The sequence below is a fragment of the Martinezella sp. CNPSo 3732 genome (assembly GCF_057784515.1).
The window spans coordinates 1-25916 of the sequence record NZ_JBXSOO010000006.1; the positions used below are offsets into that span (position 1 = coordinate 1).

Annotated in this window: 26 protein-coding genes; 15 read left to right on the top strand and 11 right to left on the bottom strand. The window is 58.7% G+C overall.

All coding sequences use genetic code 11. The features are described 5' to 3' along the window. Nucleotides 1-199 precede the first annotated feature (199 nt). The 4 genes from AC13RM_RS13565 to AC13RM_RS13580 all read right to left on the bottom strand — a co-directional run bounded on the left by AC13RM_RS13565 (nt 200) and on the right by AC13RM_RS13580 (nt 4460). Entirely contained in the window at nt 200-973 is a 774-nt protein-coding gene (locus AC13RM_RS13565; RefSeq protein WP_113233389.1) for an amino acid ABC transporter ATP-binding protein, read from the bottom strand. Between the two features lie 18 nt (nt 974-991). Then, nucleotides 992-2146: an amino acid ABC transporter permease gene (locus tag AC13RM_RS13570; protein ID WP_285172749.1), complete on the bottom strand. Its 1155-nt coding sequence runs from the start codon at nt 2144-2146 to the stop codon at nt 992-994. 1 nt (nt 2147) lies between these two features. Further along, nucleotides 2148-3341, bottom strand: coding sequence for an amino acid ABC transporter permease (locus tag AC13RM_RS13575; protein WP_374821765.1), 1194 nt, complete (start codon nt 3339-3341; stop codon nt 2148-2150). A 93-nt stretch (nt 3342-3434) separates the two neighbouring features. Next, nucleotides 3435-4460, bottom strand: coding sequence for an amino acid ABC transporter substrate-binding protein (locus AC13RM_RS13580; RefSeq protein WP_113233392.1), 1026 nt, complete (start codon nt 4458-4460; stop codon nt 3435-3437). A gap of 371 nt (nt 4461-4831) precedes the next feature. Here AC13RM_RS13580 and AC13RM_RS13585 point away from each other — a divergent pair, with 371 nt between their 5' ends. Beyond that, a complete protein-coding gene (locus AC13RM_RS13585; RefSeq protein WP_374821762.1) occupies nt 4832-6022 on the top strand; it encodes a cystathionine beta-lyase in 1191 nt (396 codons plus the stop codon). On the opposite strand, the gene AC13RM_RS13590 is transcribed toward AC13RM_RS13585, so the two are convergent. Further along, a complete protein-coding gene (locus AC13RM_RS13590; RefSeq protein ID WP_488555184.1) occupies nt 6023-7186 on the bottom strand; it encodes an FAD-dependent monooxygenase in 1164 nt (387 codons plus the stop codon). A 29-nt stretch (nt 7187-7215) separates the two neighbouring features. Next, a complete protein-coding gene (locus AC13RM_RS13595) occupies nt 7216-7461 on the bottom strand; it encodes a zinc-finger domain-containing protein (RefSeq protein ID WP_047454665.1) in 246 nt (81 codons plus the stop codon). A gap of 201 nt (nt 7462-7662) precedes the next feature. Here AC13RM_RS13595 and AC13RM_RS13600 point away from each other — a divergent pair, with 201 nt between their 5' ends. Then, the gene (locus AC13RM_RS13600) at nt 7663-8448 is read left to right on the top strand and encodes an alpha/beta fold hydrolase (RefSeq protein WP_374821755.1); all 786 of its coding nucleotides are present in this window, start codon (nt 7663-7665) and stop codon (nt 8446-8448) included. Nucleotide 8449: 1 nt separating this feature from the next. Here AC13RM_RS13600 and AC13RM_RS13605 read toward each other — a convergent pair whose 3' ends face one another. Beyond that, on the bottom strand, nt 8450-9250 hold the full coding sequence (locus AC13RM_RS13605; RefSeq protein WP_374821752.1) for an enoyl-CoA hydratase-related protein: 801 nt from the start codon (nt 9248-9250) through the stop codon (nt 8450-8452). Nucleotides 9251-9326: 76 nt separating this feature from the next. Here AC13RM_RS13605 and cysE point away from each other — a divergent pair, with 76 nt between their 5' ends. The 5 genes from cysE (at nt 9327) to clpA (ending at nt 14524) form a co-directional block, all read left to right on the top strand. Next, entirely contained in the window at nt 9327-10190 is an 864-nt protein-coding gene (gene cysE, locus AC13RM_RS13610; protein ID WP_113233396.1) for a serine O-acetyltransferase, read from the top strand. 227 nt (nt 10191-10417) lie between these two features. Then, nucleotides 10418-10621 carry a DUF3126 family protein gene (locus tag AC13RM_RS13615; RefSeq protein WP_015339784.1) on the top strand — a complete coding sequence of 68 codons (204 nt, stop codon included), beginning with the start codon at nt 10418-10420 and terminating at the stop codon, nt 10619-10621. 352 nt (nt 10622-10973) lie between these two features. Next, nucleotides 10974-11339 carry a phasin family protein gene (locus tag AC13RM_RS13620; RefSeq protein WP_285172745.1) on the top strand — a complete coding sequence of 122 codons (366 nt, stop codon included), beginning with the start codon at nt 10974-10976 and terminating at the stop codon, nt 11337-11339. 286 nt (nt 11340-11625) lie between these two features. Continuing rightward, complete coding sequence (clpS, locus tag AC13RM_RS13625) at nt 11626-11979, top strand: ATP-dependent Clp protease adapter ClpS (protein ID WP_041677877.1); 354 nt, start codon at nt 11626-11628, stop codon at nt 11977-11979. Nucleotides 11980-11989: 10 nt separating this feature from the next. After that, complete coding sequence (gene clpA, locus AC13RM_RS13630) at nt 11990-14524, top strand: ATP-dependent Clp protease ATP-binding subunit ClpA (protein ID WP_285172744.1); 2535 nt, start codon at nt 11990-11992, stop codon at nt 14522-14524. A 109-nt stretch (nt 14525-14633) separates the two neighbouring features. Here clpA and AC13RM_RS13635 read toward each other — a convergent pair whose 3' ends face one another. The 4 genes from AC13RM_RS13635 to AC13RM_RS13650 all read right to left on the bottom strand — a co-directional run bounded on the left by AC13RM_RS13635 (nt 14634) and on the right by AC13RM_RS13650 (nt 17600). Further along, nucleotides 14634-15062, bottom strand: coding sequence for an HIT family protein (locus AC13RM_RS13635; protein ID WP_374821747.1), 429 nt, complete (start codon nt 15060-15062; stop codon nt 14634-14636). A gap of 41 nt (nt 15063-15103) precedes the next feature. Further along, the gene (locus AC13RM_RS13640) at nt 15104-16291 is read right to left on the bottom strand and encodes a GNAT family N-acetyltransferase (protein ID WP_113233400.1); all 1188 of its coding nucleotides are present in this window, start codon (nt 16289-16291) and stop codon (nt 15104-15106) included. 122 nt (nt 16292-16413) lie between these two features. Then, a complete protein-coding gene (locus tag AC13RM_RS13645) occupies nt 16414-17133 on the bottom strand; it encodes a glycerophosphodiester phosphodiesterase (RefSeq protein WP_113233401.1) in 720 nt (239 codons plus the stop codon). Then, nucleotides 17133-17600 (bottom strand): RidA family protein, encoded by a 468-nt coding sequence (locus AC13RM_RS13650; protein WP_113233402.1) that lies wholly within the window; start codon nt 17598-17600, stop codon nt 17133-17135. Before AC13RM_RS13650 ends, AC13RM_RS13645 begins: the two co-directional genes overlap by 1 nt. A 136-nt stretch (nt 17601-17736) precedes the next feature. On the opposite strand from AC13RM_RS13650, the gene AC13RM_RS13655 reads away from it, so the two are divergent. The 8 genes from AC13RM_RS13655 (at nt 17737) to rseP (ending at nt 25904) form a co-directional block, all read left to right on the top strand. Next, a complete protein-coding gene (locus AC13RM_RS13655; protein WP_374821742.1) occupies nt 17737-18564 on the top strand; it encodes a cell envelope integrity EipB family protein in 828 nt (275 codons plus the stop codon). Between the two features lie 205 nt (nt 18565-18769). Beyond that, complete coding sequence (rpsB, locus tag AC13RM_RS13660) at nt 18770-19537, top strand: 30S ribosomal protein S2 (protein WP_069612086.1); 768 nt, start codon at nt 18770-18772, stop codon at nt 19535-19537. Nucleotides 19538-19913: 376 nt separating this feature from the next. Next, a complete protein-coding gene (gene tsf / locus AC13RM_RS13665; protein ID WP_374821739.1) occupies nt 19914-20840 on the top strand; it encodes a translation elongation factor Ts in 927 nt (308 codons plus the stop codon). A gap of 238 nt (nt 20841-21078) precedes the next feature. Then, the gene (pyrH, locus tag AC13RM_RS13670; protein ID WP_112507274.1) at nt 21079-21798 is read left to right on the top strand and encodes a UMP kinase; all 720 of its coding nucleotides are present in this window, start codon (nt 21079-21081) and stop codon (nt 21796-21798) included. 56 nt (nt 21799-21854) lie between these two features. After that, nucleotides 21855-22415, top strand: coding sequence for a ribosome recycling factor (gene frr, locus AC13RM_RS13675; protein WP_113233405.1), 561 nt, complete (start codon nt 21855-21857; stop codon nt 22413-22415). Between the two features lie 68 nt (nt 22416-22483). Then, entirely contained in the window at nt 22484-23272 is a 789-nt protein-coding gene (locus AC13RM_RS13680; protein WP_285172740.1) for an isoprenyl transferase, read from the top strand. Continuing rightward, on the top strand, nt 23272-24105 hold the full coding sequence (locus AC13RM_RS13685; RefSeq protein WP_095434806.1) for a phosphatidate cytidylyltransferase: 834 nt from the start codon (nt 23272-23274) through the stop codon (nt 24103-24105). The genes AC13RM_RS13680 and AC13RM_RS13685 overlap by 1 nt, the downstream gene beginning before the upstream one ends. Before the next feature lie 125 nt (nt 24106-24230). Then, nucleotides 24231-25904: an RIP metalloprotease RseP gene (gene rseP, locus AC13RM_RS13690; RefSeq protein ID WP_374821734.1), complete on the top strand. Its 1674-nt coding sequence runs from the start codon at nt 24231-24233 to the stop codon at nt 25902-25904. Nucleotides 25905-25916: the final 12 nt, after the last annotated feature.

Sequence of the window (25916 nt, forward strand, 5' to 3'; positions counted from 1 at the left end):
TAGCGGCGACAAAGAATATATCTCGTTTTTTGCGAAACGCTACAGGACTTGCTCACGCTGCCAATTGCCAGGCGGTAATCAGGAGGAGACAGCTCGCGATACCCTCTGCGTAACGCCGATGGCGATCGCTGAAATCGGCCTATGAAAAACCCGCCGGCTGCGGTGCAGCGGCGGGTCTTGTTCATTCAATCGATCCGTATCAGTGCAGGATTTGGCTGAGGAACAGCTTCGTGCGCTCATGCTGGGGATTGTCGAAGAATTCCTTCGGCGAATTCTGTTCGACGATCTGGCCCTGGTCCATGAAGATGACACGGTTGGCGACCTGGCGGGCGAAGCCCATTTCGTGGGTCACGCACAGCATGGTCATGCCTTCTTCGGCAAGGCCGACCATGGTGTCGAGCACTTCCTTGATCATTTCCGGATCGAGTGCAGACGTCGGCTCGTCGAACAGCATGATCTTCGGGTTCATGCAGAGTGAGCGGGCGATCGCCACGCGCTGCTGCTGCCCGCCGGAAAGCTGGCCCGGATATTTCTTTGCCTGTTCGGGGATCTTGACGCGCTTGAGGAAGTGCATGGCGATCTCTTCTGCCTGCTTCTTCGGCATCTTGCGCACCCAGATCGGCGCCAGCGTGCAGTTTTCCAGAATGGTCAGGTGCGGGAAGAGATTGAAGTGCTGGAACACCATGCCGACCTCGCGGCGCACTTCGTCGATCTTCTTCAGGTCGTTCGTCAGCTCGACGCCGTCGACGATGATCTGGCCCTTCTGGTGCTCTTCCAGGCGGTTGATGCAGCGGATCATCGTCGATTTGCCCGAGCCGGACGGGCCGGCAATGACGATGCGCTCGCCGCGCATGACCTTCAGATTGATATCGCGCAGTACGTGGAAGTCGCCATACCACTTGTTCAAATTGATCATATCGACCGCGACCTCTGTCTCGGAGACGGTCATTTTCTTCGATTGGGCTTCAGCCATTTTCTATTTCCCTCAATTTTATCGCTTGTGGCCGGTGTCGAGATGGCGTTCCACAAAGCCTGAATAGCGCGACATGCCGAAGCAGAACAGCCAAAAAACGAATCCGGCGAATACAAGACCCGTCACCGGCGTCACCGCGCTTGCCCAAGCGGCATCCGCGAAGTTCTGACGAACGATGCCGAGCAGGTCGAACATGCCAATGATCGCCACGAGCGACGTGTCCTTGAACATGCCGATATAGGTGTTGACGATGCCAGGAATGACCAGCTTGATCGCCTGCGGCAGAATGATCAGCCGCATTTTCTGCCAGTAGCCAAGGCCGAGTGAGTCGGCTCCTTCGAATTGACCCTTCGGTATCGCCTGCAGACCGCCGCGGATGACTTCGGCCATATAGGCCGAGGTGAAGATCGAAACGCCGACCACGGCACGCAAAAGCTTATCGACAGTCCAGCCCTGCGGCATGAACAGCGGCAGCATATAGCTGGCCATAAACAGCACGGTGATCAATGGTACGCCGCGGATGATTTCAATGAAGCCCACGCACAGCATGCGGACGACCGGCATCCTGGAGCGGCGGCCGAGCGCAAGCAGGATACCGAACGGGAAGGAGACCGCGATCGCAACGAAGGCAATCACCAGCGTTACGAGCAGGCCGCCCCACCTTTCCGTTTCGACTATTTCAAGGCCAAAACCGCCATGAAGCAGGAAGAACGAAATAACCGGCAGCACGAAGAATGCCAGAATTGCGTTCAATCCCTTTCTGGGAACGGACGGCATCAGCAGCGGTGCGAAGCTGGCGACCATCAAGATGCAGACCAGTATCGGCCGCCAGCGCTCGTCCGGTGGATAGAGGCCGAACATAAAGACGACGAATTTCGCGCGGACGAAGGCCCAGCAGGCGGCGTTCCAGCCATCCGGCTGGGTTCCGCCTTGAACCGTAGTGGCGCAGAAAGTGCGGTCTGTGCCGCTCCAGACTGCATTTATGAACAGCCAGTTGACCAGATGCGGTATCGTCCAGGCAAGGAAGGCGACAGCAAGCAAGGTCAGAACAATGTCCTTTGGCGTGGCAAACAGGTTCTTTTTCAACCAGTGCCACGCGCCCCTTTCGCTGGCGGGTGCCGGCTGCGCAACAAGCAATGTCTTGCTGACGAAGTTTTGATCTACGCTCGACATCTTATCTCTCCACCAGAGCCATCTTGGCGTTGAACCAGTTCATGAACAGCGACGTTGCGATGCTCAGGATGAGATAGATGGCCATCCAGATGATGACGATTTCGACGGCTCGGCCGGACTGGTTGAGGATCACGCCGCCGACGGCGACGACATCGGCATAGCCGATGGCGATGGCAAGCGACGAGTTCTTGATCAGATTGAGATATTGGCTCGTCAGCGGCGGAATGATGATGCGCATTGCCTGCGGTATGATGACCAGCCGGTTGATGGCTGATGCCCGCAGACCAAGCGCGCCTGCGGCTTCCGACTGCCCCTTTGGTACGCCACGAATGCCGGCGCGCACGATCTCGGCAATATAGGACGCGGTGTAAAGGGAAAGGGCGAGGAGAAGCGCAAGGAACTCCGGACTTATCACCGTACCACCCGTCAGGTTGAATTTGCCGGCGATGGGATAATCGAAGGAAAGCGGCATGCCGGTCACCAGGAAGACCACCAATGGCAAGCCGATCAATATGCCGATCGACACCCAGATCGTGTGGAATTGCTGACCGGTTGCCGCCTGACGCTTGTGGGCCCAGCGCGCCACAAAGAACACGGCGGCAATGGCGACGAGGAAAGCAATGCCCACGGCCCACATGCCCGCGCCGAAGATCGGGCTGGGGAAGGCAAGGCCGCGATTGCTGAGATAGCTGGAGAATGGCAGGTGCACGGCATCGCGCGCCTGCGGCAGCAATACCAGAACGCCGCTGTACCAGAAGAAGATGACGAGCAGCGGCGGGATATTGCGGAAGATTTCGACATAGGCCTGGGAAAGCTTCGCGATCAGCCAATTGTGCGAAAGCCTGCCGATGCCGATGATGAAGCCGACGATCGTCGCGGCGATGATGCCCACGAACGATATCAGAAGCGTGTTGAGCAGGCCTACGAGCAGCGCATTGGTATTGGTGGAATCGCTCGAATAGGGGATTAGCGCCTGGCCGAGATTGAAACCGGCGCGGCCTTGGAGGAAGTCGAAGCCGAAAGATCTGTTCAAGGCGCGCAGATTGTCCATCGTATTCGTGACGATGAACCAGCAGAAAGCCGCGAGGATGATAATCGTGACGGCCTGGTAGAACACACCCCGAACTTTGGGATCGTACAGCGCTGCCGATAAGGCCGAACGCTCGCCTTCAGGCGAGTTTGCAGTAATTGCCATATAGAAATTTTCCCCAATATGCCTGTTCAGGCTTGTTTTCTTGAGGGGAGAGAGGCGAAGTCGCCTCTCTCTTAAAGTTAGGCTCTTTGCGAATTAGCGCACCGGAGGTGCATACTGAATGCCGCCCTTGTTCCACAGCGCGTTGAGGCCGCGGGCGATCTTCAGCGGGCTGTTTGCACCGATGTTACGCTCGAAGATCTCGCCGTAATTGCCGACGCCCTTGATGATGTTGTAGGACCAATCGTTGGTCAAGCCGAGGTCGGTGCCGATCGTGGAGCCCTGCTCTGCGCCCAGAAAGCGCTTGATATCCGGGTTGGCCGAATTCTTCATCTCGTCGACGTTCTTCTGCGTGATGCCGAATTCTTCGGCGTTTACGAGCGCATAGGCGGTCCAGCTGACGATGTTGAACCACTGGTCGTCACCCTGGCGAACGGCCGGGCCAAGTGGCTCCTTCGAGATGATCTCGGGCAGAACGATGTTATCGTCCGGGTTTTTCAACGTCAGGCGTACGGCATAAAGCTGTGACTGGTCTGTCGTGAAGACGTCGCAACGGCCGGAGTCATAGGCCGTCGTGATTTCTTCGAGCTTGTCGAAGACCACCGGATTATACTGAAGGTTGTTGGTCTTGAAATAATCGGCGAGATTGAGCTCGGTCGTCGTGCCGGACTGGACGCAGATAGCCGCGCCGGAAAGTTCGAGCGCCGACTTCACGTTCAGCTCCTTGTGAACCAGGAAGCCCTGACCGTCATAATAGGTGACGGGGCGGAACTTGAGGCCGAGCGCCGTGTCGCGGTTGATCGTCCAGGTAGTATTGCGCGACAGCAGGTCGATTTCGCCGGACTGCAGCGCCGTAAAACGGTCCTTGGCGCTGAGAGGGGTGTATTTCACCTTGGTCGGGTCGCCGAATACGGCCGAAGCCACAGCCTTGCAGAAGTCGATGTCGAAGCCGGCCCAGTTGCCGGACGCATCCGGCTGCGCGAAGCCGAGAAGAGCAGGATTCACGCCGCATTGCACGAAGCCCTTGGCCTTTACGTCGCTCAGCGTCGAGGCGGAGGCCCCGGACGCGGTGTAAGCCAAGGCTGCGACTCCGAGGAATGCGGAGAGAGCAATCTTTTTCATTTTCCCTACCTTTGTCTATTTGTTTTATAGTTAAACTGTATCGCTGCCCGACAGGTCCTTGGAGAACCACGTTCCTTCCCTTTTCGGGTGCGAGTGGCGCTATCACAGTCGCAAATGGTGTAGCGGTCAAGAGATCGCCCCAATTATTGCGGATTTATTCGGCATTTTCGCCAGGAGCGGCCGAAAACTGGGCATTTGGCGTCAAAATGAGCGGTGGTTTGCCAAAAATCTGCGCGAAAATGGGGTTTTGGTCGCCATTTTTGTTATTTTAGCCTTCTAATAATGTGCGGCGGTGGAATGATCGGGGTTGACCCCACTGGACTTGGTCGCCACAAATCCAGCTTCCAACAGCGCCAAAGGCATATCCTGACATGAAAGACAAAGACACAAACCTGCCGAACGCCGGCATCAATACGCGTTTGTCCCATATCGGCAATTCGCCGTTCGATTATCACGGCTTCGTTAATCCGCCTGTCGTACGTGCCTCGACGGTGCTGTTTCCCAATGCGCGCGTGATGGAGACGCATGACCAGAAATATACCTACGGAACCCGCGGTACGCCGACGACGGATGCCCTATGCGAAGCAATGAACGCGCTGGAAGGATCGGCGGGAACGATCATCGTGCCGTCCGGGCTTGCGGCGGTCACGGTGCCGCTTCTTGCCTACCTCTCCGCCGGAGATCATGCGCTGATCGTTGATTCGGTCTATGGTCCCACGCGCTTCTTCTGCGATACCATGCTGAAGCGCCTCGGCGTTGAGGTCGATTATTACGATCCGTCGGTTGGCGCCGATATCGAGCGGTTGATCAAGCCGAACACCAAGCTCGTCCATACGGAATCGCCGGGTTCCAACACCTTCGAAGTGCAGGATATCCCCGCAATCTCGGCGGCGGCTCATCGTCACGGCTGCGTCGTGACCATGGACAATACCTGGGCAACGCCGCTCTATTTCAAGCCGCTCGACCATGGCGTCGACGTTTCCATTCATGCCGTGACGAAATACCCCGCCGGCCATTCCGACATTTTGATGGGCACGGTTTCCGCCAACGAGACGCATTGGAAGCGGTTGCTGGACGCTCACGGTCAGCTCGGCCTTTGCGGTGCGCCTGACGACGCCTACCAGGTGCTGCGCGGCTTGCGCACCATGGGCGTGCGCCTGGATCGCCATCAGGAAAGCGCGCTTGCGATCGCCCAGTGGCTCGAGGGTAGGGAGGAGGTCGCGCGCGTCTTGAATCCGGCTTTGCCGAGCTTCCCCAGCCACGAACTCTGGAAGCGTGATTTCAAGGGTGCGAGCGGGATTTTCTCCTTCGTTCTGGCTGTCGACGAGCCACAGAAATTCAAGGCGAAGGCGCATGCCTTCCTCGATGCCTTGCGGATTTTCGCTCTCGGCTATTCCTGGGGTGGTTTCGAAAGCCTGGCCCTGCACGTCAATCTCAACGACCGGCGCGTCACCAAGGTCCCGACGGAAGGGCCGGTTATCCGCCTGCAGATTGGTCTCGAAGACGTGCCGGATCTCAAGGCGGATATCGAAAAGGGCTTTGCCGCCGCCAAAGAGGTTTGATCAACCGATGGCGCGGTAGCCGTAGATCCAGTCCATGTCCGCCGCGAGGCTTTGCGGCGGACGGAGGGAGAGAACGAGGTCACGCGCGATCCGAATCGGGCCGCGGGCATGATAGGCAAATTGATTGAAGGCGGCGCGCTGCCTCAGGCGCGCAATCCGTGGCGCCCGATGCTTTTCATAGAGTTCGAAGGCTTCTGTCGGCGAGCGCGCGGAAAGCAGCCCGCCAAGCTCGAAGGCATCCTCGATCGCCATGGCGGCGCCTTGCGCCGCAAACGGCATCATCGCATGCGCAGCGTCTCCGATCAGAATCGTATCGCTGCCATTATGCCACCGGCCGTCCTTCATCTCGTAGAGCGGCCAGAAGCTTGTCTGCTCCTGAGCCTCCAGCATTTGCAGAATCGCACTGTTCCAGCCGGAAAAGCCACGCAGCATCTGCTCACGCTGCGCCTTGCTGCCGGTCGCATCCCAATCGCGGCTGGTGCTGCTGCCAGAGACGATGGCGACGATATTGAAGGCGGCATTTTCCCGGATGGGATAGCAGACGAGGTGGCTGGAAGGACCGAGGAATGCCGTGACGTTGGCCTTGTCCAGCAGAGGCGGGGCCGCCGCCTGCGGGATGGAGAAGCGCCAGGCAATATTCCCGGAGAAGAGCGGCGAGGGCGCACCGGGCACCATCGTACGCGCTTTCGACCACACGCCGTCTGCGCCGATGACGAGATCGAATTCCCTTCCGGCGCTCTCTTCTAGTGTCTGTTTGTCCTTGATATCGATGTGCCGGCCGAGGTGCAGCCTGCATAAATCATTGGCCGTCACCGCATTGAGGAGCGCCTTTTGCAGGGTCGCGCGATGTGCGGCGCCATAGGGCGCACCCCACCGCTCTCGGGCAAATTTTCCACAGGGAATGGAGGCAACCGGCCGCAGCGACGAGCCGGATACGAGCCGGACCTCCTCCGGCTCCAGCCAAACCGGTCTGAGCGCATCGAGCACGCCGAGCGTATCGAGGATGCGGGAAGCATTCGGTGAAATCTGCAGGCCGGCGCCCACTTCGGTCAGTACCTCCGCCTGTTCGAAAATGTCGGAGGCAATCCCGTGTCTCGCCAGCGCCAGCGCCGCCGTCAATCCGGCTATTCCGGCGCCGATGATTGCGGCTGCTTTGATCGGCATTTCTTTATGTCCGATCGGACTCTAAGGCGTCACGCCGCCTTGAAGTGGAAGACGCAGCCGGCCGGGTTGGTCTGGTCCGCCTTCAGCGACGGATTGTAGCGGTACAGCGTCGAGCAGTAGGAGCAGACCTTTTCGCTCTCGTCGCCGAGGTCGATGAAGATGTGCGGATGATCATAGGGAACCGAAGCGCCGGTGCACATGAATTCCTTTACGCCGATTTCGATGACGCGGTGTCCGCCGTCGTTCTGGAAATGGGGAATATTATGGCCGGCCATGATGATCTCCGAATGCGTCTTGCCGTGAGCGGCATGAATGTTGCGCCAGACTTGGTAGCTCCTCTTTATAATCCTTCTTCCCGATTGTGTAGTGCGAAAGTCCGGCTTGAGACAGAGATTTTCGCAGGCATAGGGTTCATTTGATATCGCCGATAAAATATGGTCCGGCGCCAACAGGACCCAGTTTATGAAGACGACGCCATGAATCTCAATGCTCCCCCGATGTCCCATTTCATCAGAGACGGATTGAAGCTTGCCTTTTTCGATGATGGCGATCCGAGCGGCCCGCCAGTGCTGTTGATTCACGGCTTCGCTTCCACTGCGATTGCCAACTGGGTCAATCCGGGCTGGCTGAAGACGCTCGGCGAGGCGGGCTATCGCGTGATCGCCATCGACAACCGTGGCCACGGCTCGAGCGATAAGCTCTATGATGCCGATGTCTACCATCCATGGATCATGGCAGAGGATGCCGTCGCCCTTCTCGATCATCTGGGCATCCCCGAGGCGCATATTATGGGTTATTCCATGGGTGCCCGTGTTTCGACCTTCATGGCGATCGCTCATCCGGATCGCGTCCGCTCGCTGGTTCTCGGCGGTCTCGGCATCGGCATGGTCGAGGGCGTCGGCGATTGGGATCCGATTGCGGACGCGCTGGTGGCGCCGTCGCTCGATGATGTCACCCATGCACGCGGGCGCATGTTCCGCGCCTTTGCCGAACAGACGAAAAGCGATCGGCAGGCGCTGGCCGCCTGCATCCAAGGCTCACGCGATCTGGCGTCGAGGGAAGATGTGGCAAGGATCGAGGCGCCGACCCTGGTCGCCGTCGGCACCAAGGACGATATCGCCGGCTCGGGCCAGGAACTGGCCGCATTGATGCCGAACGCCGAGGCCATCGACATACCGAACCGCGATCACATGCTCGCCGTCGGCGACAAGATCTTCAAAGCGGCGGTTCTCGAATTTTATCAGCGTCTCGGCAAGCGCTAAGTCACTTGCCGGTGAAGTGTGGCTTCCGCCGCTCTGCAAAGGCAGCGCGGCCCTCGGCATAATCGGCGCTGTCGAACGTCTCGGCGCCGATCACTTCCGCTTCGCGCAGAAGGTCCCCATCCTGCTCGATGACGGCCCGGATCGCGAGTTTCGAAGCGTGCAGCGCGATTGGCGCATTGGCGGCGATGGCATGGGCGAGGGCGGATACTTCGCCATCGAACACCTCTGCGTCGATTTCCTCCAGAAGAAAGCCGGCTGCAACCATCTTCTCGCCAGACATGGGCGCGCCGGTGAAGAGCGTGACCTTGGTCATCTGCGCTCCGAGCGCGTTGACGATGTCCTGCACGGCGTCGGCGGGATAGGCGATGCCGAGGCGGGCGGCGGGCACGCAGAATCGCGCGCCCCGTTCGGCAATCCGCAGATCGCAGGCGGCGGCAAGCCCGAAGCCGCCGCCATAGCAGATGCCGCGGATTGCGGCGATCGTCGGCACGCGGCAGTGACGCATAGCCTCGAATGCCTGGCTGTTCAGCGCCTCATAGGCGACCGCGGTCTCGGAGTTCTTGCGTACGCTGTCGAATTCGCTGATATCGGCGCCGGCCGAAAAATCCGCGCCCATGCCGCGCAGAACAATCACATGTGCATGGGCTTCATCGGTCAGAATGCGCACGGCCTGCGGGATGGCGCGCCACATGGCAGCCGTCACCGCATTCTTTCTGTCGGGGTTGCTGATCACAATCGTCCCCATGGCGTCGCTGCATGTCGCTTGAATGAGACCGCCGGCAAAGTCATGCTCGAAATTCATCTGCGACCAACCCATTTGTGTTGCGTGGCTTTTATTCTATATAATGCAGCCCTGACAGAAAATCGGGAGACCGCCAATGGTCGCAGCAACGGATATTCGCCAGGTAGAAGGCTTGGGCGCAGTGAAGGTCATGGACCCGATCTGGGACAGCATGCGCGAGGAAGCGCGCACCGCTGCCGAAAGGGACCCTCTCCTTGCCGCTTTCCTCTATTCGACGATCATAAACCATCGTTCGCTGGAAGAATGCGTCATCTATCGCATCTGCGAGCGGCTCGACCATCCGGACCTGCAGGCCATCCTTTTGCGGCAGACATTTGAAGAAATGCTGGCCGACTGGCCGGAATGGGGATCTATCCTCCGTGTCGATATCCAGGCCGTCTATGATCGCGATCCCGCCTGCCTGCGGTTCTTGGAGCCTGTGCTCTATTTCAAGGGCTTTCATGCGCTGCAGACGCACCGGCTTGCGCATTGGCTCCATAATCGCGGCCGCCGCGATTTTGCGCTCTATCTGCAGAGCCGCTCCTCCAGCGTTTTCCAGACTGACATCAATCCGGCGGCGCGCATCGGCAAGGGTATCTTCCTTGATCACGCGACCGGCCTCGTCGTGGGCGAAACGGCAGTCATCGGCGACAACGTCTCGATCCTACACGGGGTCACGCTCGGCGGCACCGGCAAGGAGGGCAGCGACCGCCATCCGAAGATCGCCCATGGCGTTTTGATCGGGGCGGGCGCCAAGATCCTGGGCAATATCCAGATCGGCCATTGCTCGCGCATCGCCGCCGGCTCGGTGGTGCTGAAGGAAGTGCCCGCCAAGACGACCGTTGCAGGCGTGCCGGCCAAGGTGGTCGGAGAAGCAGGGTGTTCGGAACCGTCTCGCTCGATGGACCAGCTCCTGGCCGAGCAATTGATCGTAGATCAGATCATGGGTGCAGGAATCTAAAGCATGTCGCGCAAAAGTGTGCAGCGGTTTTGCGACAACGACATGCCCCAATCAAAGACCTAAAGCGCAAGAAGCGAATCCAAAAGATCGCGACACGCTTTAGGAAGTTCTAGTCCGATTTTCCGAGGCTTGCGCTGCCGTTGGATAGCTATGCGCGGTTCCGGTCTTTACACTGCCGCTTTTCCTATGCAAGAAGCGGCCAACCGAGATCCTCACGGAGAAGCATTGTGAAGCCTGAAGAAATCAAGAAACTCGACGCCTATTTCAAGCGCACGTTCAACCCGCAGGTCGTAGTGAAGGCCCGCCCGCGCAAGAACGATTCTGCGGAAGTCTATCTCGGCGAAGAATTTCTGGGTGTCGTCTATATCGATGACGAGGATGGCGACCGTTCCTATAATTTCTCGATGGCCATTCTGGACGTCGATCTCTGATTCCATCTATCTCGTATGGTGATCGAATATGCGGGCCGTATTTCATTGAAATGCGGCCTTTTTCTTTGGTGTTTGCCCATTTGATCATTCCACCGCCGTTCTGATCTCGGGCGGCTTCTTTCTGGCCAATTGCCGATATTTTAATCAAAGCCTGTGGTTGCAGGCGCGATGATATATATTAGGAAAAACAGAATGATGCGGCGCACCCATTATCTTCGACACCGCGCTGTCATTTAAAATGCAACCAAAGGAAGATATTGCGTCGCACAAGACTACTTGACTAATTGTGCGTCGCATTTAACCTTTATCCCTGTAAACCGGCCGCCGGCCGGCCAACAAGGGACGGAGAAGCATGTTCAATTTCGATGAAGCGAACAAGAAGGGCAAGGAAGCCATGGACACGGCGCTGAAGAGCTATTCCGATGTCACCAAGGGCTTTCAGGCAATTGCTGCCGAAGCCGCTGAATACTCCAAGAAGTCTTTCCAGGATGGTGTTGCACACTTCGAAACGCTCGCCGGCGTCAAGAGCTTCGAGGCTGCCTTCGAACTGCAGAGCAGCTATGTGAAGTCTTCCTACGAAAACTTCGTTGCCGAAGCCACCAAGCTTGGCGAAATGTATGCCGATCTCGCCAAGACTGCCTACAAGCCTTACGAAGCGCCGGTCGCGGCTGCGACGAAGGCTGCCAACAAGGCAACAGCAACGGCGACCGCCGCTTAAACTTTCGCCGAAAGGCAAAATTTCCGGAAAGACCGGCTGCGCGATGCGTGGCCGGTCTTTTGCGTTTTGACGCGCCCAACCGGATGTGGCGATATGCAGCGACTTTTTTGGCCGCAGCCCCCTTTGTCAGCGAATTGTGATTGCAGTGTCCCGCAAGGGGCTTAAAATCACGCCAATATGAACTAAGTTAGAGGTTCGGATATCCGGCCCGACCAAATGAAGAAACCAACCCAGTGCCAAGTCGGAATGCGATAGCTTCTGCCGGATGATTTGAGGAATGAATGAAATGATCGCTGAGCCGATCCGGATGCAAAACAACAGCGAAAGGAACGGGGACAACGGAAACCGTGGGACCTCGGTTATCACGCGGACCAAGCCCAAGACCAAAAAACCGAACCTGTACCGCGTGCTGCTTCTGAATGACGACTATACGCCCATGGACTTCGTGATCCATATCCTGGAGCGTTTCTTCCAAAAGGATCTAGAAGGTGCCACCCGCATTATGCTTCATGTCCACAACCACGGCGTGGGTGAGTGCGGGATATATACATATGAAGTAGCCGAAACGAAGGTGAGCCAGGTGATGGACTTTGCCCGGCAGCACCAGCATCCGCTGCAATGTGTTATGGAAAAGAAGTGAGGATCTGAACGTGCCAACATTTTCGCCTAGTCTTGAGAAGGCGCTGCATCAGGCACTGACCTACGCGAACGAGCGGCATCACGAGTATGCCACGCTGGAACATCTGCTTTTGGCGCTGGTAGACGACGCCGATGCCGCAGCTGTCATGGGCGCGTGCAATGTTGATCTCGACGCGCTCCGTAAGACTCTGACTGAATACGTCGATAATGAACTCTCCAACCTGGTCACGGGCTATGATGAGGACTCGAAGCCGACCTCAGGCTTCCAGCGCGTCATCCAGCGCGCCGTGATCCATGTGCAATCTTCCGGCCGCGAGGAAGTGACGGGCGCCAATGTTCTCGTCGCGATTTTCGCGGAACGGGAAAGCCATGCTGCCTTTTTCCTGCAGGAGCAGGAAATGACCCGCTATGACGCGGTCAACTATATCTCGCACGGCATCGGCAAGCGCCCGGGTTCCTCCCAGACCCGCACGCCGCGCGGCGCCGAGGAAAGCGAATCCGAAAGCAAGCCGACTTCCCGCGGCGAGCAGGAGGAGGGCAATGGCAAGAAGCAGCAGGACGCGCTGAAGGCCTATTGCGTCAACCTCAACGAGAAGGCCAAGAACGGCAAGATCGATCCGCTGATCGGCCGCAATTCCGAGGTCAACCGCACCATCCAGGTGCTGTGCCGCCGCTCGAAGAACAACCCGCTCTACGTCGGCGACCCCGGCGTGGGTAAGACGGCGATTGCCGAAGGTCTTGCCAAGCGGATCGTCGAGGGCAAGGTTCCCGAAGCTCTGGCCGATGCCACGATCTTTTCGCTCGATATGGGCACGCTGCTTGCCGGCACCCGTTATCGCGGCGATTTTGAAGAGCGCCTGAAGCAGGTCGTCAAGGAACTCGAAGAGTATCCGGGCGCTGTACTGTTCATCGACGAAATCCACACCGTCATCGGTGCAGGCGCCACCTCCGGCGGCGCGATGGATGCATCGAACCTGCTGAAGCCGGCCCTTTCCTCAGGAGCGATCCGTTGCATCGGTTCGACCACCTACAAGGAATATCGTCAGTTCTTCGAGAAGGACCGGGCGCTCGTCCGCCGCTTCCAGAAGATCGACGTCAATGAGCCGAGCATCGAGGATGCCATCGAAATCATGAAGGGCCTGAAGCCCTATTTCGAAGAGTACCATCACCTGCGCTACTCGAATGACGCCATCAAGACGGCTGTCGAGCTGTCGGCGCGCTATATCTCCGACCGCAAGCTACCGGATAAGGCGATCGACGTGATCGACGAGACTGGTGCGGCCCAAATGCTGCTGCCGCCGTCCAAGCGCCGCAAGCTGATCACCGAAAAGGAGATCGAAGCGACGATTGCGACCATGGCCCGCATTCCGCCGAAGACGGTTTCCAAGGATGACGAGATGGTGCTCGCCAATCTCGAGCAGGAACTGCGTTCGGTCGTCTACGGCCAGGATACGGCGATCGAAGCACTGTCGACCTCGATCAAGCTGGCACGTGCCGGCCTGCGCGAACCGAACAAGCCGATCGGCTGCTACGTCTTCTCCGGCCCGACAGGCGTCGGCAAGACGGAAGTCGCCAAGCAGCTTGCTTCGTCGCTCGGCGTCGAACTGCTACGCTTCGATATGTCGGAATACATGGAGCGCCATACGGTTTCTCGTCTGCTCGGTGCACCTCCCGGCTATGTCGGCTTCGACCAGGGCGGTCTGCTGACTGATGGCGTCGATCAGCATCCGCACAGCGTGGTTCTGCTCGACGAAATCGAGAAGGCGCATCCGGATATCTTCAATATCCTGCTGCAGGTCATGGACCATGGCGCGCTGACAGACCATAACGGCAAGAAGATCGACTTCCGCAACGTCATCCTGATCATGACGACCAATGCGGGCGCTTCGGAAATGGCCAAGGCCGCGATCGGCTTCGGTTCGTCCAAGCGTACGGGCGAGGATGAAGAGGCTCTCAACCGCCTGTTCACCCCGGAGTTCCGCAACCGTCTGGATGCTGTCATTCCCTTCGCGCCGCTGCCGACGACCGTTATCCACAAGGTCGTGCAGAAGTTCATCATGCAGCTGGAAGCGCAGCTTTCCGAACGGAACGTTACCTTTGACCTGCACGAGGACGCCATCGCATGGCTGTCCGAGAAGGGCTACGACGACAAGATGGGTGCCCGTCCGCTGGCGCGCGTCATCCAGGAAAGCATCAAGAAGCCGCTGGCCAATGAAATCCTCTTCGGCAAGCTGAAGAAGGGCGGCGTCGTCAACGTCACCGTCGGCAAGAAGGAAGACGGCTCGACCGGCATCCTGCTCGAAGCGATCGCCGACACCGCTCCGATCCGGCCGAAGCCGGAAGCCGAAGTGGGCGATGTGCCGACCGAGGTGGAAGAGGATGACGGCGACACCACCGTCAAGGCCAGAAGCCGCGTCGGCAAGGCTGCAACGGCAGCTGACAGCCGCCGCTCGGCCAAGGCTTCGACGTCGAGCGAAAGCGACGAGTCCGAAGGCAAGTCGCCGCGCAAGGGCGGCGGCACGGTTCCGAAGGTTCCGCGTAAGTAGTCGCCGCTCGGCGATTTGAGAAAAATGAAACGGCTGCATTAGAGATAATGCAGCCGTTTTTATATGGTTATGAGGAAAACCTCAGAGAAGACTTGAGGATCTCAGCGCATCACGCCAGCGCTTCGATGATCTTCCTTGCGTTTTCCGCCAGCACAGCGCCATCCTCCATCTTGCCCGAATGCGGCTTCAGCGCGACGCCCTCGATGCGTGGGATAACGTGGAAATGCAGATGGAAGACGGTTTGTCCCGCGGGGGGCTCGTTGAACTGCGCGATATAGACGCCGTCCGCGTCGAAGGCGTCCCGAACGGCCACGGCGATCTTTTGTACCACCGTGATAGCATGCTGCAGCGCGGCCGGATCGGCATCGAAAATATTGCGCGAGGGTGCCTTCGGCACGACAAGCGTATGGCCCGGCGACTGCGGCATCACGTCCATGAAGGCGACTGTGTGCTCATCCTCGTAGACGCGGTAGGAAGGGATCTCGCCTTTCAGGATCTTCGCGAAGATATTGTTGTCGTCATAGGCGGGGCTGGTCATCCAGTGTCTCCTCGTCTTGCGTTTGTGTTTATGCCGAACGGTTAGATATCCTGCCGCTCACCCTTGCGGAAGGGACTGTGCTCTGTAAGAATTTCGCTCATCTCCTCCACTTGTTCCCGCTCATGCTCTAGGTAGTCGGCGACGGCGCGCCGCAGACCCTGATGGCCGATATAATGCGCGGAATGCGTGATGACGGGAAGATAGCCGCGCGCCAGCTTGTGCTCGCCCTGTGCTCCGGCTTCCACGCGCTTCAAGCCTTTGCTCAGCGCAAAATCGATCGCCTGATGATAGCAGACTTCGAAATGCAGGAAGGGATGATCCTCGATGCATCCCCAATGGCGGCCGTAAAGCGTCTCGCCGCCGATGAAGTTGATGGCGCCGGCGATGTAACGTCCCTCACGCTTCGCCATGACGAGCAGGATATCGTCAGGCATACGCTCGCCGATCAGCGAATAGAATTTCCGCGTGAGGTAGGGGCGGCCCCATTTGCGGCTGCCTGTATCCATATAGAAGGCGAAGAACTGGTCCCATAGGCCTTCGGTCAGATCGCTGCCGGTCAGCCAGTCGATGGTGATGCCGTGCTCGACCGCCGCGCGCCGTTCCTTCTTTAGCGCCTTGCGCTTGCGCGATGCCAGCGTCTCCAGGAAAGCGTCGTGATCGGCGTAACCCTCGTTGATGAAGTGGAACTGCTGGTCGGTGCGATGCAGATAGCCGTCGGTTTCGAAAACCGAAACCTCGTCTTCCGGCAAGAAGGTGATGTGCGCCGAGGAAACGCCGAGCTGTCGGGTGACCTCTTTGAGGCTCTCGGCAAGCGCCGGCTGCAGCACGGTCCGATCCTGTCCCTCGGCGACGAGCAGTCGCGGTCCGGTGGCGGGCGTGAAGGGAATGGAGCACTGCAGCTTCGGATAATAACGGCCGCCGGCCCGTTCGAAGGCATCGGCCCAGCCGTGGTCGAAGACATATTCGCCCTGGCTATGGCTCTTCAGGTAGCCCGCGACGGCACCAAGCAATTCGCCGCCGTCGGTTTCGAGCAGCAGATGATTGCCGAGCCATCCCGTCTTGTCGGTTGCGGAGCCGGACTCCTCCAGCGATGAGAGGAAGGCGTGCGAGACAAAGGGATTGTAGGGCAGGACGGTGCCGGTTCTGGACGCTCCGGCGAGCTTGGACCAGCTCTCCGGGGCGATGTTCTTGAAGGATCGTTCGACTCGAATGGATAATTCGTCTGTCATCAAGGTCTTGCGCTTGGAAGGAAGAGAGGGGCTCTCACCGCTGCGCCTCCGCCCGATGGGCGTGCCGTCGGCGCAGCGGCAATTTGGGTATGCGCAAAGCCTCTCCTTCAATCGATGCCGATTTACGAGGCCAGGCGCGGATCAAAACCTTCGAAGGTCATCTGGTCTGCATTGGCAAATGTATGTTTGCGGGCCGCTTCGTCGCGCACGGTCCAGGTGATGACCGGAATACCGCGCTGGCGTTGCGCCGTAACAAAGGGGTTCGGCAGGTGGCCGTAGAAGTACGAAATGAAGTCTAACCCAAGATGCATGGCTTCGTCATGCTGAAAAAACGTCTCAGGCTTGTTTCCTTCAGCGGTCAGTCCCACAGGGTAGGGCGCTTCCAGGCTTTTAAGATCCTTCAGCAGCCAATGGTCGAAACTCATCAGCGCTACATGCCCCTTGTAGCCTTCCAGCACTTCGAGCACGGATTCCGCAAAGCCATCGTCATCGCCTTCGCGTCCCTTGAGCTCCAGCACCAGCGGCACCTTGCCGCCGCAAAGCTGCAGGAGCTGCTTCAGCGTCGGGATCTTGTCCTTGGTGCCGCCGACCGACAGCAGACCGAGCTCGGCGGAAGTGCGTTCGCGCACTTCGCCCGGCAGATTGCAGACGCGCTGGAGGTCGTCGTCATGGAAGACCACCGGAACGCCGTCCGAGGCGTAGTGCAGGTCGCATTCGATGGCAAAACCCGCCTCGATGGCGCGGCTGAAGGCCGAGAGCGTATTCTCCCAAACCTCCTTGTTCATGTCGTGATAGCCGCGGTGAGCGACGGGACGCTCGGTCAACCAGGCAAGCTTGCTCATTATGCAATTTCCAGAATGGCATCGATTTCAACCGCGGCATTGAGCGGCAGGGCGGCCATGCCGACGGCGGCGCGGGCATGCTTGCCGGCTTCGCCAAGCACGTTTGCCAGAAGATTGGATGCGCCGTTGATCACAAGGTGTTGTTCGACGAAATCGGGTGTCGAGGCGACGAAGCCGTTGAGCTTGATCAGCCGCTTGATCCGGCCGAGATCGCCGCCGAGGGCAGCTTTAGCCTGAGCGAGAATATTGATGGCGCAGAGCTCTGCCGCCCGCTGGCCGGCGGCCACGTCGACGTCCTTGCCGAGATGGCCCGTCACGCCGATCTTGCCGTTTTCCATCGGCAGCTGGCCCGACAGATACAGAAGATTGCCGCTGATGACATAGGGAACGTAATTGGCGGCCGGAGCTGCAGCTTGCGGCAGAACGATGCCGAGTTCCTTCAGGCGGCCCTCGATAGCGTCGGACATTATTCATCTCCCGTTTTGTTGTAAAAACTTCAAAAATCCGGCATCAAGACTAAATTCCGTCACTTAGGATCGGCAGCCTCGTTTCAGCCGAAAGCGTTCTTATAACATCGCGTGCGAGTCCAACAGGAGATAATGAATGTTCCGCTCGAGTCTTGCTGCTACCGTCGTTTCGGGCCTGAGCATTCTGTCACTGGGAACCTCGGCAGCCTATGCGGCCGGTCCGAGCGGGCTGATCGCGCATCGCGCCGTCTATGATCTCGAACTGAAGGATGCCTCTGACCGCTCCGGCATTTCCGGCATGGTCGGCCGCATGGTCTATGAGTTCGAAGGCTCCGATTGCACCGGATTCACCACCAATTTCCGTTTCGTGACGAAGATCGATACGGGTGACTCAACGCGCGTCAGCGACCAGCAGACGACGACTTTCGAGGATCTCGGCAAGCGCCTGTTCCGCTTCGAAACCAAATCCTATACCGACAGCCAGCTCGACAAGGATGTGCGTGGTGCGGCAAGCGACGACCAGAAGGGCATCAAGGTCGACCTCACGCAGCCGCATAACAAGCAGGTCCAGATCATCGAGAGCCGCTTCCCGACGGAGCACATGCTCGACATCATTCATAATGCGAAGCTCGGCAAGAATTTCTTTGAGGCACAGGTTTTCGATGGTTCGGATGACGGCGACAAGCCGCTGATCGCGACCACCGTCGTGGGTAAGGAGCAGACGCCGGCAACGGACGATCCCGATGCAGACAAGGCTGGCGCCTTCTCCAAGACACCTTTCTGGCCGGTGACCGTGGCTTATTTCAACGAAAAGTCCACGGGCGACGCTATACCCGTCTACCGCATGTCCTTTAAACTCTACGAGAACGGCATCACGCGCGACCTCACCATGGATTATGGCGACTTCGTGCTGACCGGCAAGCTCACCAAGCTTGAAGTTCTCGGTACGAAGGCGTGCCAATAGCTCGCTGCGGGATGGATTGAGATAAGAATCGGTTATTTTGAGCCTCAAGCCTTGCATTCCATGCGAATCGAATGTATGGGCACCCGCATTCCACACGTAAGGCATGGGATTGTCCGGGAGAAATCCGGATTTTTCCGCCCGGTGGCATTCTCGAAGAGGATGCTGTTCGCCTTGCGGAGGTTCAACCGGAAAAGGATACAAAGGCATGGCATTGCCCGATTTTTCTATGCGCCAGCTTCTCGAAGCAGGTGTTCACTTCGGCCACCAGACGCACCGCTGGAACCCGAAGATGAAGCCGTACATTTTCGGCGATCGTAACAACATCCACATCATCGACCTCGCCCAGACGGTTCCGTTGCTGAGCCGCGCTCTGCAGGTTGTCAGCGACACCGTTGCCCGCGGCGGCCGCGTTCTGTTCGTCGGCACCAAGCGTCAAGCGTCCGAACTGATCGCCGATAGCGCAAAGCGTTCGGCTCAGTATTACGTCAACGCCCGCTGGCTCGGCGGCATGATGACCAACTGGAAGACGATCTCCAACTCGATCCAGCGTCTGCGCAAGCTCGACGAAATCCTCTCCGGCGAAGCCCAGGGCTTCACCAAGAAGGAGCGTCTGAACCTTGAGCGCGAGCGCGAAAAGCTCGACAAGGCCCTCGGCGGTATCAAGGACATGGGCGGCACGCCGGACCTGATGTTCATCATCGACACCAACAAGGAAAAGATCGCGATCGACGAAGCCAAGCGCCTCGGCATCCCGGTCGTCGCCATCATCGACTCGAACTGCGATCCGGACCTGATCGACTACCCGATCCCGGGCAACGACGACGCATCGCGCGCCATCGCTCTTTACTGCGACCTGATCTCGCGCGCTGCCATCGACGGCATTGCTCGCCAGCAGAGCGCATCGGGCCGTGACCTCGGCGCTTCTGAAGAAGCGCCGGTCGAGCCGACCCTGGCGGACGGCACCGAAGCCTGATCGCGCCAAGAGGCGGACAATAAACTGTCCGCCCAAGCGCAATGACATCCGGGATAAGGCCGTTTGCGACTTCAACAAGTTCGAGCGGCCTTATTGCGTTTTTGGTAACTGCTTGCCCGCTGCATAATTCCTTAAATCCCAATCGATTTAAGGGTAAATTATGCAGCAGATTTAAAGTGCTACAGCGATCTTTACGCGCCATCTGTGACGCGCGGTGCTGTAGGCGGAAAATCCAGGCACGTTCCAATCAAGAATTCCACAGTATGACGCTGCTTCATAACGCTGTCATACTTACGGGTACATTTCGTCCCTCAAATCGGTGCCGCTTCGGCTTGACGCCCTTCGCCGCACCGTATGAACCGACAAGAGGAAGCTTATGACCGAGATTACGGCTGCACTGGTGAAAGAACTGCGCGAAAAGTCTGGCGCAGGCATGATGGACTGCAAGAAGGCGCTGACCGAGACGAACGGCGATATCGAAGCCGCGATCGATTGGCTGCGCGCCAAGGGCATCTCCAAGGCCGACAAGAAGTCCGGCCGCACCGCCGCTGAAGGCCTGATCGCCATTGCCGGCGCCGGTCACAAGGCCGTTGTCGTCGAGCTCAACTCCGAAACCGACTTCGTTGCCCGTAACGACGCCTTCCAGGACCTCGCTCGCGGCGTCGCCGAAGTTGCGCTGTCCACCAACGGTACGGTAGAAGCCATTTCGGCTGCGACCTATCCGGCATCCGGCAAGCCGGTCGCCGACGCCATCAAGGACGCGATCGCAACCATCGGCGAGAACATGACGCTCCGTCGTGCGGCCAAGCTGGAAGTCGAGCACGGCGTCGTGGCGACTTACATCCATAACGCTGCCGGCGACGGTATCGGCAAGCTCGGCGTTCTGGTCGCTCTGAAGTCGGTCGGTGACAAGGCCGTTCTGACGTCGATCGGCCGCCAGATCGCCATGCACATTGCTGCCACCAACCCGCTGGCTATCCGTGCTGAAGAAGTCGATGCCGCCGTCGCTGAGCGCGAACGCAACGTCTTCATCGAGCAGTCCCGCGAATCCGGCAAGCCGGAAGCCATCATCGAAAAGATGGTCGAAGGCCGCATGCGCAAATTCTTCGAGGAAGTCGCTCTTCTCTCGCAGGCTTTCGTGATCAACCCGGACCTGACGGTCGGTGCTGCCCTCAAGGAAGCCGAAAAAACCGCCGGCGCCCCGATCGAAATCACCGGCATGGCCCGTCTGCTGCTCGGCGAAGGCGTCGAGAAGGAAGAAAGCGACTTCGCTGCAGAAGTTGCGGCTGTCGCCAAGGGCTGATCTGAGCATTTCCAGGAAAAGTGCGTAGCGGTTTTCCGTTCGGAATGCGTAAGGAAACAAAACGATAGGGCTTTTCCGCAGTTTGAAGACGTGCGGAAAAGCCCGATCGAAAAGGGACATATCCCGGTTTGGTGAAACCATATCAGGGAAAACGTCAGGGCATCGCGTGACAACGCGGTGCCCTTCGTGTATCCGGCATTCACAATCATTCCCCCGGTGATCACTTCAAGGAGCTACGATGTCCCAGCCGATCTACAAGCGCGTGTTGCTCAAGGCCTCCGGTGAAGCTCTGATGGGCAGTCAGGGTTTTGGCATCGACGTGACCGTCGCAGACCGGATTGCCTCCGATATCGCCGAAGCGCGCGCCATGGGTGTCGAGGTCGGCGTCGTGGTCGGCGGCGGCAATATTTTTCGCGGTGTTGCGGTAGCCTCAAAGGGCGGGGATCGCGTGACCGGCGACCACATGGGGATGCTCGGTACGATCATCAACGCGCTGGCGCTCGCGACCTCGCTGCGCAAGCTGGATATCGACACCGTCGTGCTCTCGGCCATCTCCATGCCGGAAATCTGCGAGAGCTTCTCGCAGCGCGCCACGCTTTACCACCTCTCGCTCGGCCGCGTAGTGATCTTTGCCGGGGGCACCGGCAATCCGTTCTTCACCACCGATTCTGCAGCCGCGCTGCGTGCCGCCGAAATGGGCGCTGAAGCGATCTTCAAGGGAACCCAGGTCGACGGTATCTATTCCGCCGATCCGAAGAAGTTCCCCGATGCCGAGCGCTTCGACCATCTGACCCATAGTCAGGTGCTCGAAAAAGGGCTGGCCGTAATGGATGTGGCGGCCGTGGCGCTTGCACGCGAAAATTCCATTCCGATCGTCGTCTTCTCCATTCACGAGAAGGGCGGCTTCGCGGAAATCTTGACCGGCGGCGGCCGTAAGACCATCGTATCAGACAACTGACATTCCTGTGGCGCCGGGTCAGCCCCGGTGTCGCCTCATTACAGGGGAGCATAGACATGAGTGAAGCCAGTGATCTCAAGGAACTGAAGCGCCGCATGGATGGCGCCATTGCGGCATTCAAGAGCGACATCGCCTCGCTGCGCACCGGGCGCGCATCCGCCAACATTCTCGATCCGGTCGTGATCGAAGCCTACGGCTCGCGCATGCCGCTGAACCAGGTAGCCAACATCACGGTGCCGGAGCCGCGTATGCTGACCGTGTCGGTATGGGACAAGTCGATGGTCAGCGCTGTCGAGCGCGCCATCCGCGAATCCAATCTCGGCCTCAATCCGATCGTCGATGGCCAGAATCTGCGCATCCCGCTGCCGGAACTCAATGAAGAGCGTCGCCGCTCGCTGGTGAAGGTCGCGCATGAATATGCCGAAAAGGCGAAGGTGGCGATTCGACATGTGCGCCGCGATGGCATGGATGGCCTCAAAAAGGCCGAAAAGGATGGCGTAATCGGCCAGGACGAGAGCCGCTCTCTCTCTGAACGTGTGCAGAAGATGACGGATGAGACGATTTCGGAAATCGACCGCTTGCTAGCCGACAAAGAAAAGGAAATCATGCACGTCTGATCGTATGCTGGGGAGTGTCGCGCTTTCGATTTTCGCAAATATTGAAAGCGGCGGCTGCGCCCTAGATTATGAGGCCAGAGCATCTTTCCGCCGAACGAAACCGGACCCATATGTCAGCTCCTACGTTCTCTGTCGTACCTGAACACGTTGCCATCATCATGGATGGCAACGGTCGCTGGGCCAATGCGCGCGGTCTGCCGCGTACCATGGGCCACCGCAAGGGCGTGGAGGCGGTTCGGGAGACAGTGCGGGCGGCCGGTGATATCGGCATAAAATATCTGACGCTATTTGCCTTCTCCTCGGAGAATTGGCGCCGGCCCGAGGCGGAGGTGAGCGATCTCCTTGGCCTCCTCAAGGCCTTCATCCGGAGGGACCTTGCCGAGCTTCACCGCCAGAATGTGCGCATCCGCGTCATCGGCGATCGCACCGGCCTTCGCGGTGATATCCTGCCCTTGCTGATTGAGGCGGAGGAGACCACCAGGAACAATACCGCCCTGACGCTGGTCATTGCCTTCAACTATGGCTCGCGCGACGAAATCACGCGTGCCTTTGCCGGCCTTGCAAAGGATGTCGAGGCGGGGCGGCTGCGCCCGCAGGATATCACTCCGGAGCTGGTCGATGCCCGTCTGGACACCGCCGGCATTCCCGATCCGGATCTCATTATCCGCACGAGCGGCGAGGAGCGGCTCTCGAATTTCCTGCTCTGGCAGGCGGCCTATTCGGAATTCATGTTCGTGCCGGACTATTGGCCCGATTTCAGCCGCGATCTCTTCTTCGCCGCACTGGAGAAATATGCTGCGCGCGACCGGCGCTTTGGCGGGCTTTCCGCCAAGCAGGCGGCGGCCGTGGGGTCCTGATGAGCCGCGAACTCAGGCTGCGCATCATCTCCGGCATCATCCTCGCCGTTATCGTTCTTGCCGCTACATGGTATGGCGGCTCAGGCTTTCGTCTGCTCGCCGCCGTGATCGGTCTGCTCGTCTATTATGAGTGGTCGACGATATCGGATCTGCATGGCCGCGATCCTCAGGGAAACGCGCTTGGCTGGCTTGGGCTCGTATTGATAGCCGGTGCGACGGCATTGAGCGAATCCGTCTATTCCATCGAGGTTTTGGCTGCCTTCGTTGCCGTTACCGCGATCATGGTCGCCATACGTGGAAAGAGCTGGTGGCTGCCGGGCGGCATATTCTATTCCGGATTGACGGCAATTGCCCTTGCCGAGATCCGCGATGACGATTTTCGCGGCTTCGTGCTGATGCTATTCGTCTTTGCCACGGTATGGGCGACGGACATCTTTGCCTATTTCGTCGGCCGCGCTATCGGGGGGCCGAAGCTCGCGCCGAGCATATCGCCGGGCAAGACCTGGTCGGGCGCCATCGGCGGTGCTATCGCGGCCGTCATCGCGGGAACGGCGGTGGTCTGGAGCTTCTTTTCAGCCGAGGACCTGTGGATTCCTCTCCTTGCCCTGGTGCTTTCCGTCTGCAGTCAGATCGGCGACCTGTTCGAATCGTTCGTCAAGCGCAAGTTTGGCGTGAAAGACTCAAGCCACCTGATTCCCGGACATGGCGGCGTCATGGATCGGGTCGATGGACTAATTTTTGCTTGTTTTGCAGCGTTTTTGTTGGCTATCGTAATAACGCTGACAATGAGCGGCGAGACCTTTTCATTGGGCGGCGTTCTGCTCGGGGTCTGATACTAGAGCAATTCGAGGAAAAGTGCGCAGCGGTTCTCCGTCCGGAATTGCGAGAAAACAGAAAGATGGAACGGTTCGGAGCTTCCGTGGAAGCTGAACCGCTCTAATACGAACAGGATCGTTGCATGGGTAGCGCGGCTGGCTTCATCGGTTTCTTGACGAACAACGTCATCACATTTGTCTTTGTGCTGTCGTTGCTCGTTTTTGTGCACGAGATGGGCCATTATCTGGTCGGTCGTTGGTCCGGTATCCGCATCATGGCTTTTTCGATCGGTTTCGGGCCGGAGATTGCCGGATTTACCGACAGACACGGCACGCGCTGGAAGCTTTCCCTCATTCCGCTCGGTGGTTATGTGCGATTCTTCGGCGACGAGGACGCTTCCAGCAAGACCGATGTGGATCAGCTCTCCGCCATGACGGAGGAGGAGCGCGCCCAATCCTTCGCTGGAGCCAAGCTCTGGAAGCGGGCTGCAACCGTTGCGGCTGGACCGATCGCCAATTTCCTCCTCGCCATTGTGATCTTCGCAGTCCTTTTCAGCGTCTACGGCCGTACGGTCGCCGATCCCGTTGTTGCCATGGTGACGCGTGACGGCGCGGCCGCGGAGGCCGGCATCGAGCCAGGCGACCGCCTGATCGCCGTCGATGGCAACAAGGTGACGACTTTCGATGAAGTGCAGCGCTATGTTGGCCTGCGCCCGGGCCGCACTATCGTACTGACCGTCGACCGGGATGGCCAGAATCGCGATTTCCGGATCGTTCCGAAACTGGTCGAGGACACCGATCAGTTTGGCAACAAGATGGAAATGGGCCGTATCGGTATCGCGCTCGTCGATCCTGTGGTGACTGCGGTGGAACCGGCCGGGCCTGCGGCAAAGGCCGGTGTGCAAGCGGGAGACCGCCTGATTGCCGTCGATGGCAATAATGCCGCGACTTATTACGATATCGGCCGCTATATCGCCGAGCGCCCCGGCAAGAGCATCGTGCTGACCATCCAGCGCAATGGCGTGATCCGCGATTTGCCGATCGTGACAGCGACATTGGCGGATACGAACCCATCCGGAAACAAGAAGGATGTCGGCAGCATCGGCATTGCGCCGATCGATCCCCTGATTGCATCGATCGGTTCCGACAGTCCCGCGCAAACGGCGGGCTTGCAACTTGGTGACCGCATTCTTTCTGTGGATGGACGAGAGATCGGTTCCATCGGCGAAGTGCAGCGTTATGCGGCTGCTCATGCCGACAAGCCCATGGCGCTGTCGATCGAGCGTAATGGCCAGACCCGCGACATAACAGTGACGCCGAGAAAGTCGGAGGAGACCGATGTCTTCGGCGCACGGACTGAGATTGCCACGATCGGCATCAGCGATGGTCAGAAGCCAATTAGGCTGCGTTACGAGGCTTACGGGCCGTTGCAGGCGCTTACCGAAGGTGTGAAGCAGACCGGCAGCATCGTTTCCGGTACCTTCGAATATATTGGCAACGTCATCGGCGGATACATGAAAGCCGATCAGCTTGGCGGGCCGATTCGGGTTGCGCAACTCTCTGGACAGATGGCAACCCTGGGCTTTGCGGCGGTGCTCCAATTCGCCGCCATACTTTCTGTTTCAATAGGGTTATTAAATTTGATGCCCGTTCCGGTACTTGATGGCGGGCATCTGATGTTCTATGCGATTGAAGCCGTAAGGGGAAAACCTTTGGGTGCACGGGCGCAGGATATCGCTTTCCGGATTGGATTTGCGATGGTGCTCTCGCTCATGGTGTTTGCGACCTGGAACGATATTAGTTCCAGAATAGGCTAGTGGGGCGACGAG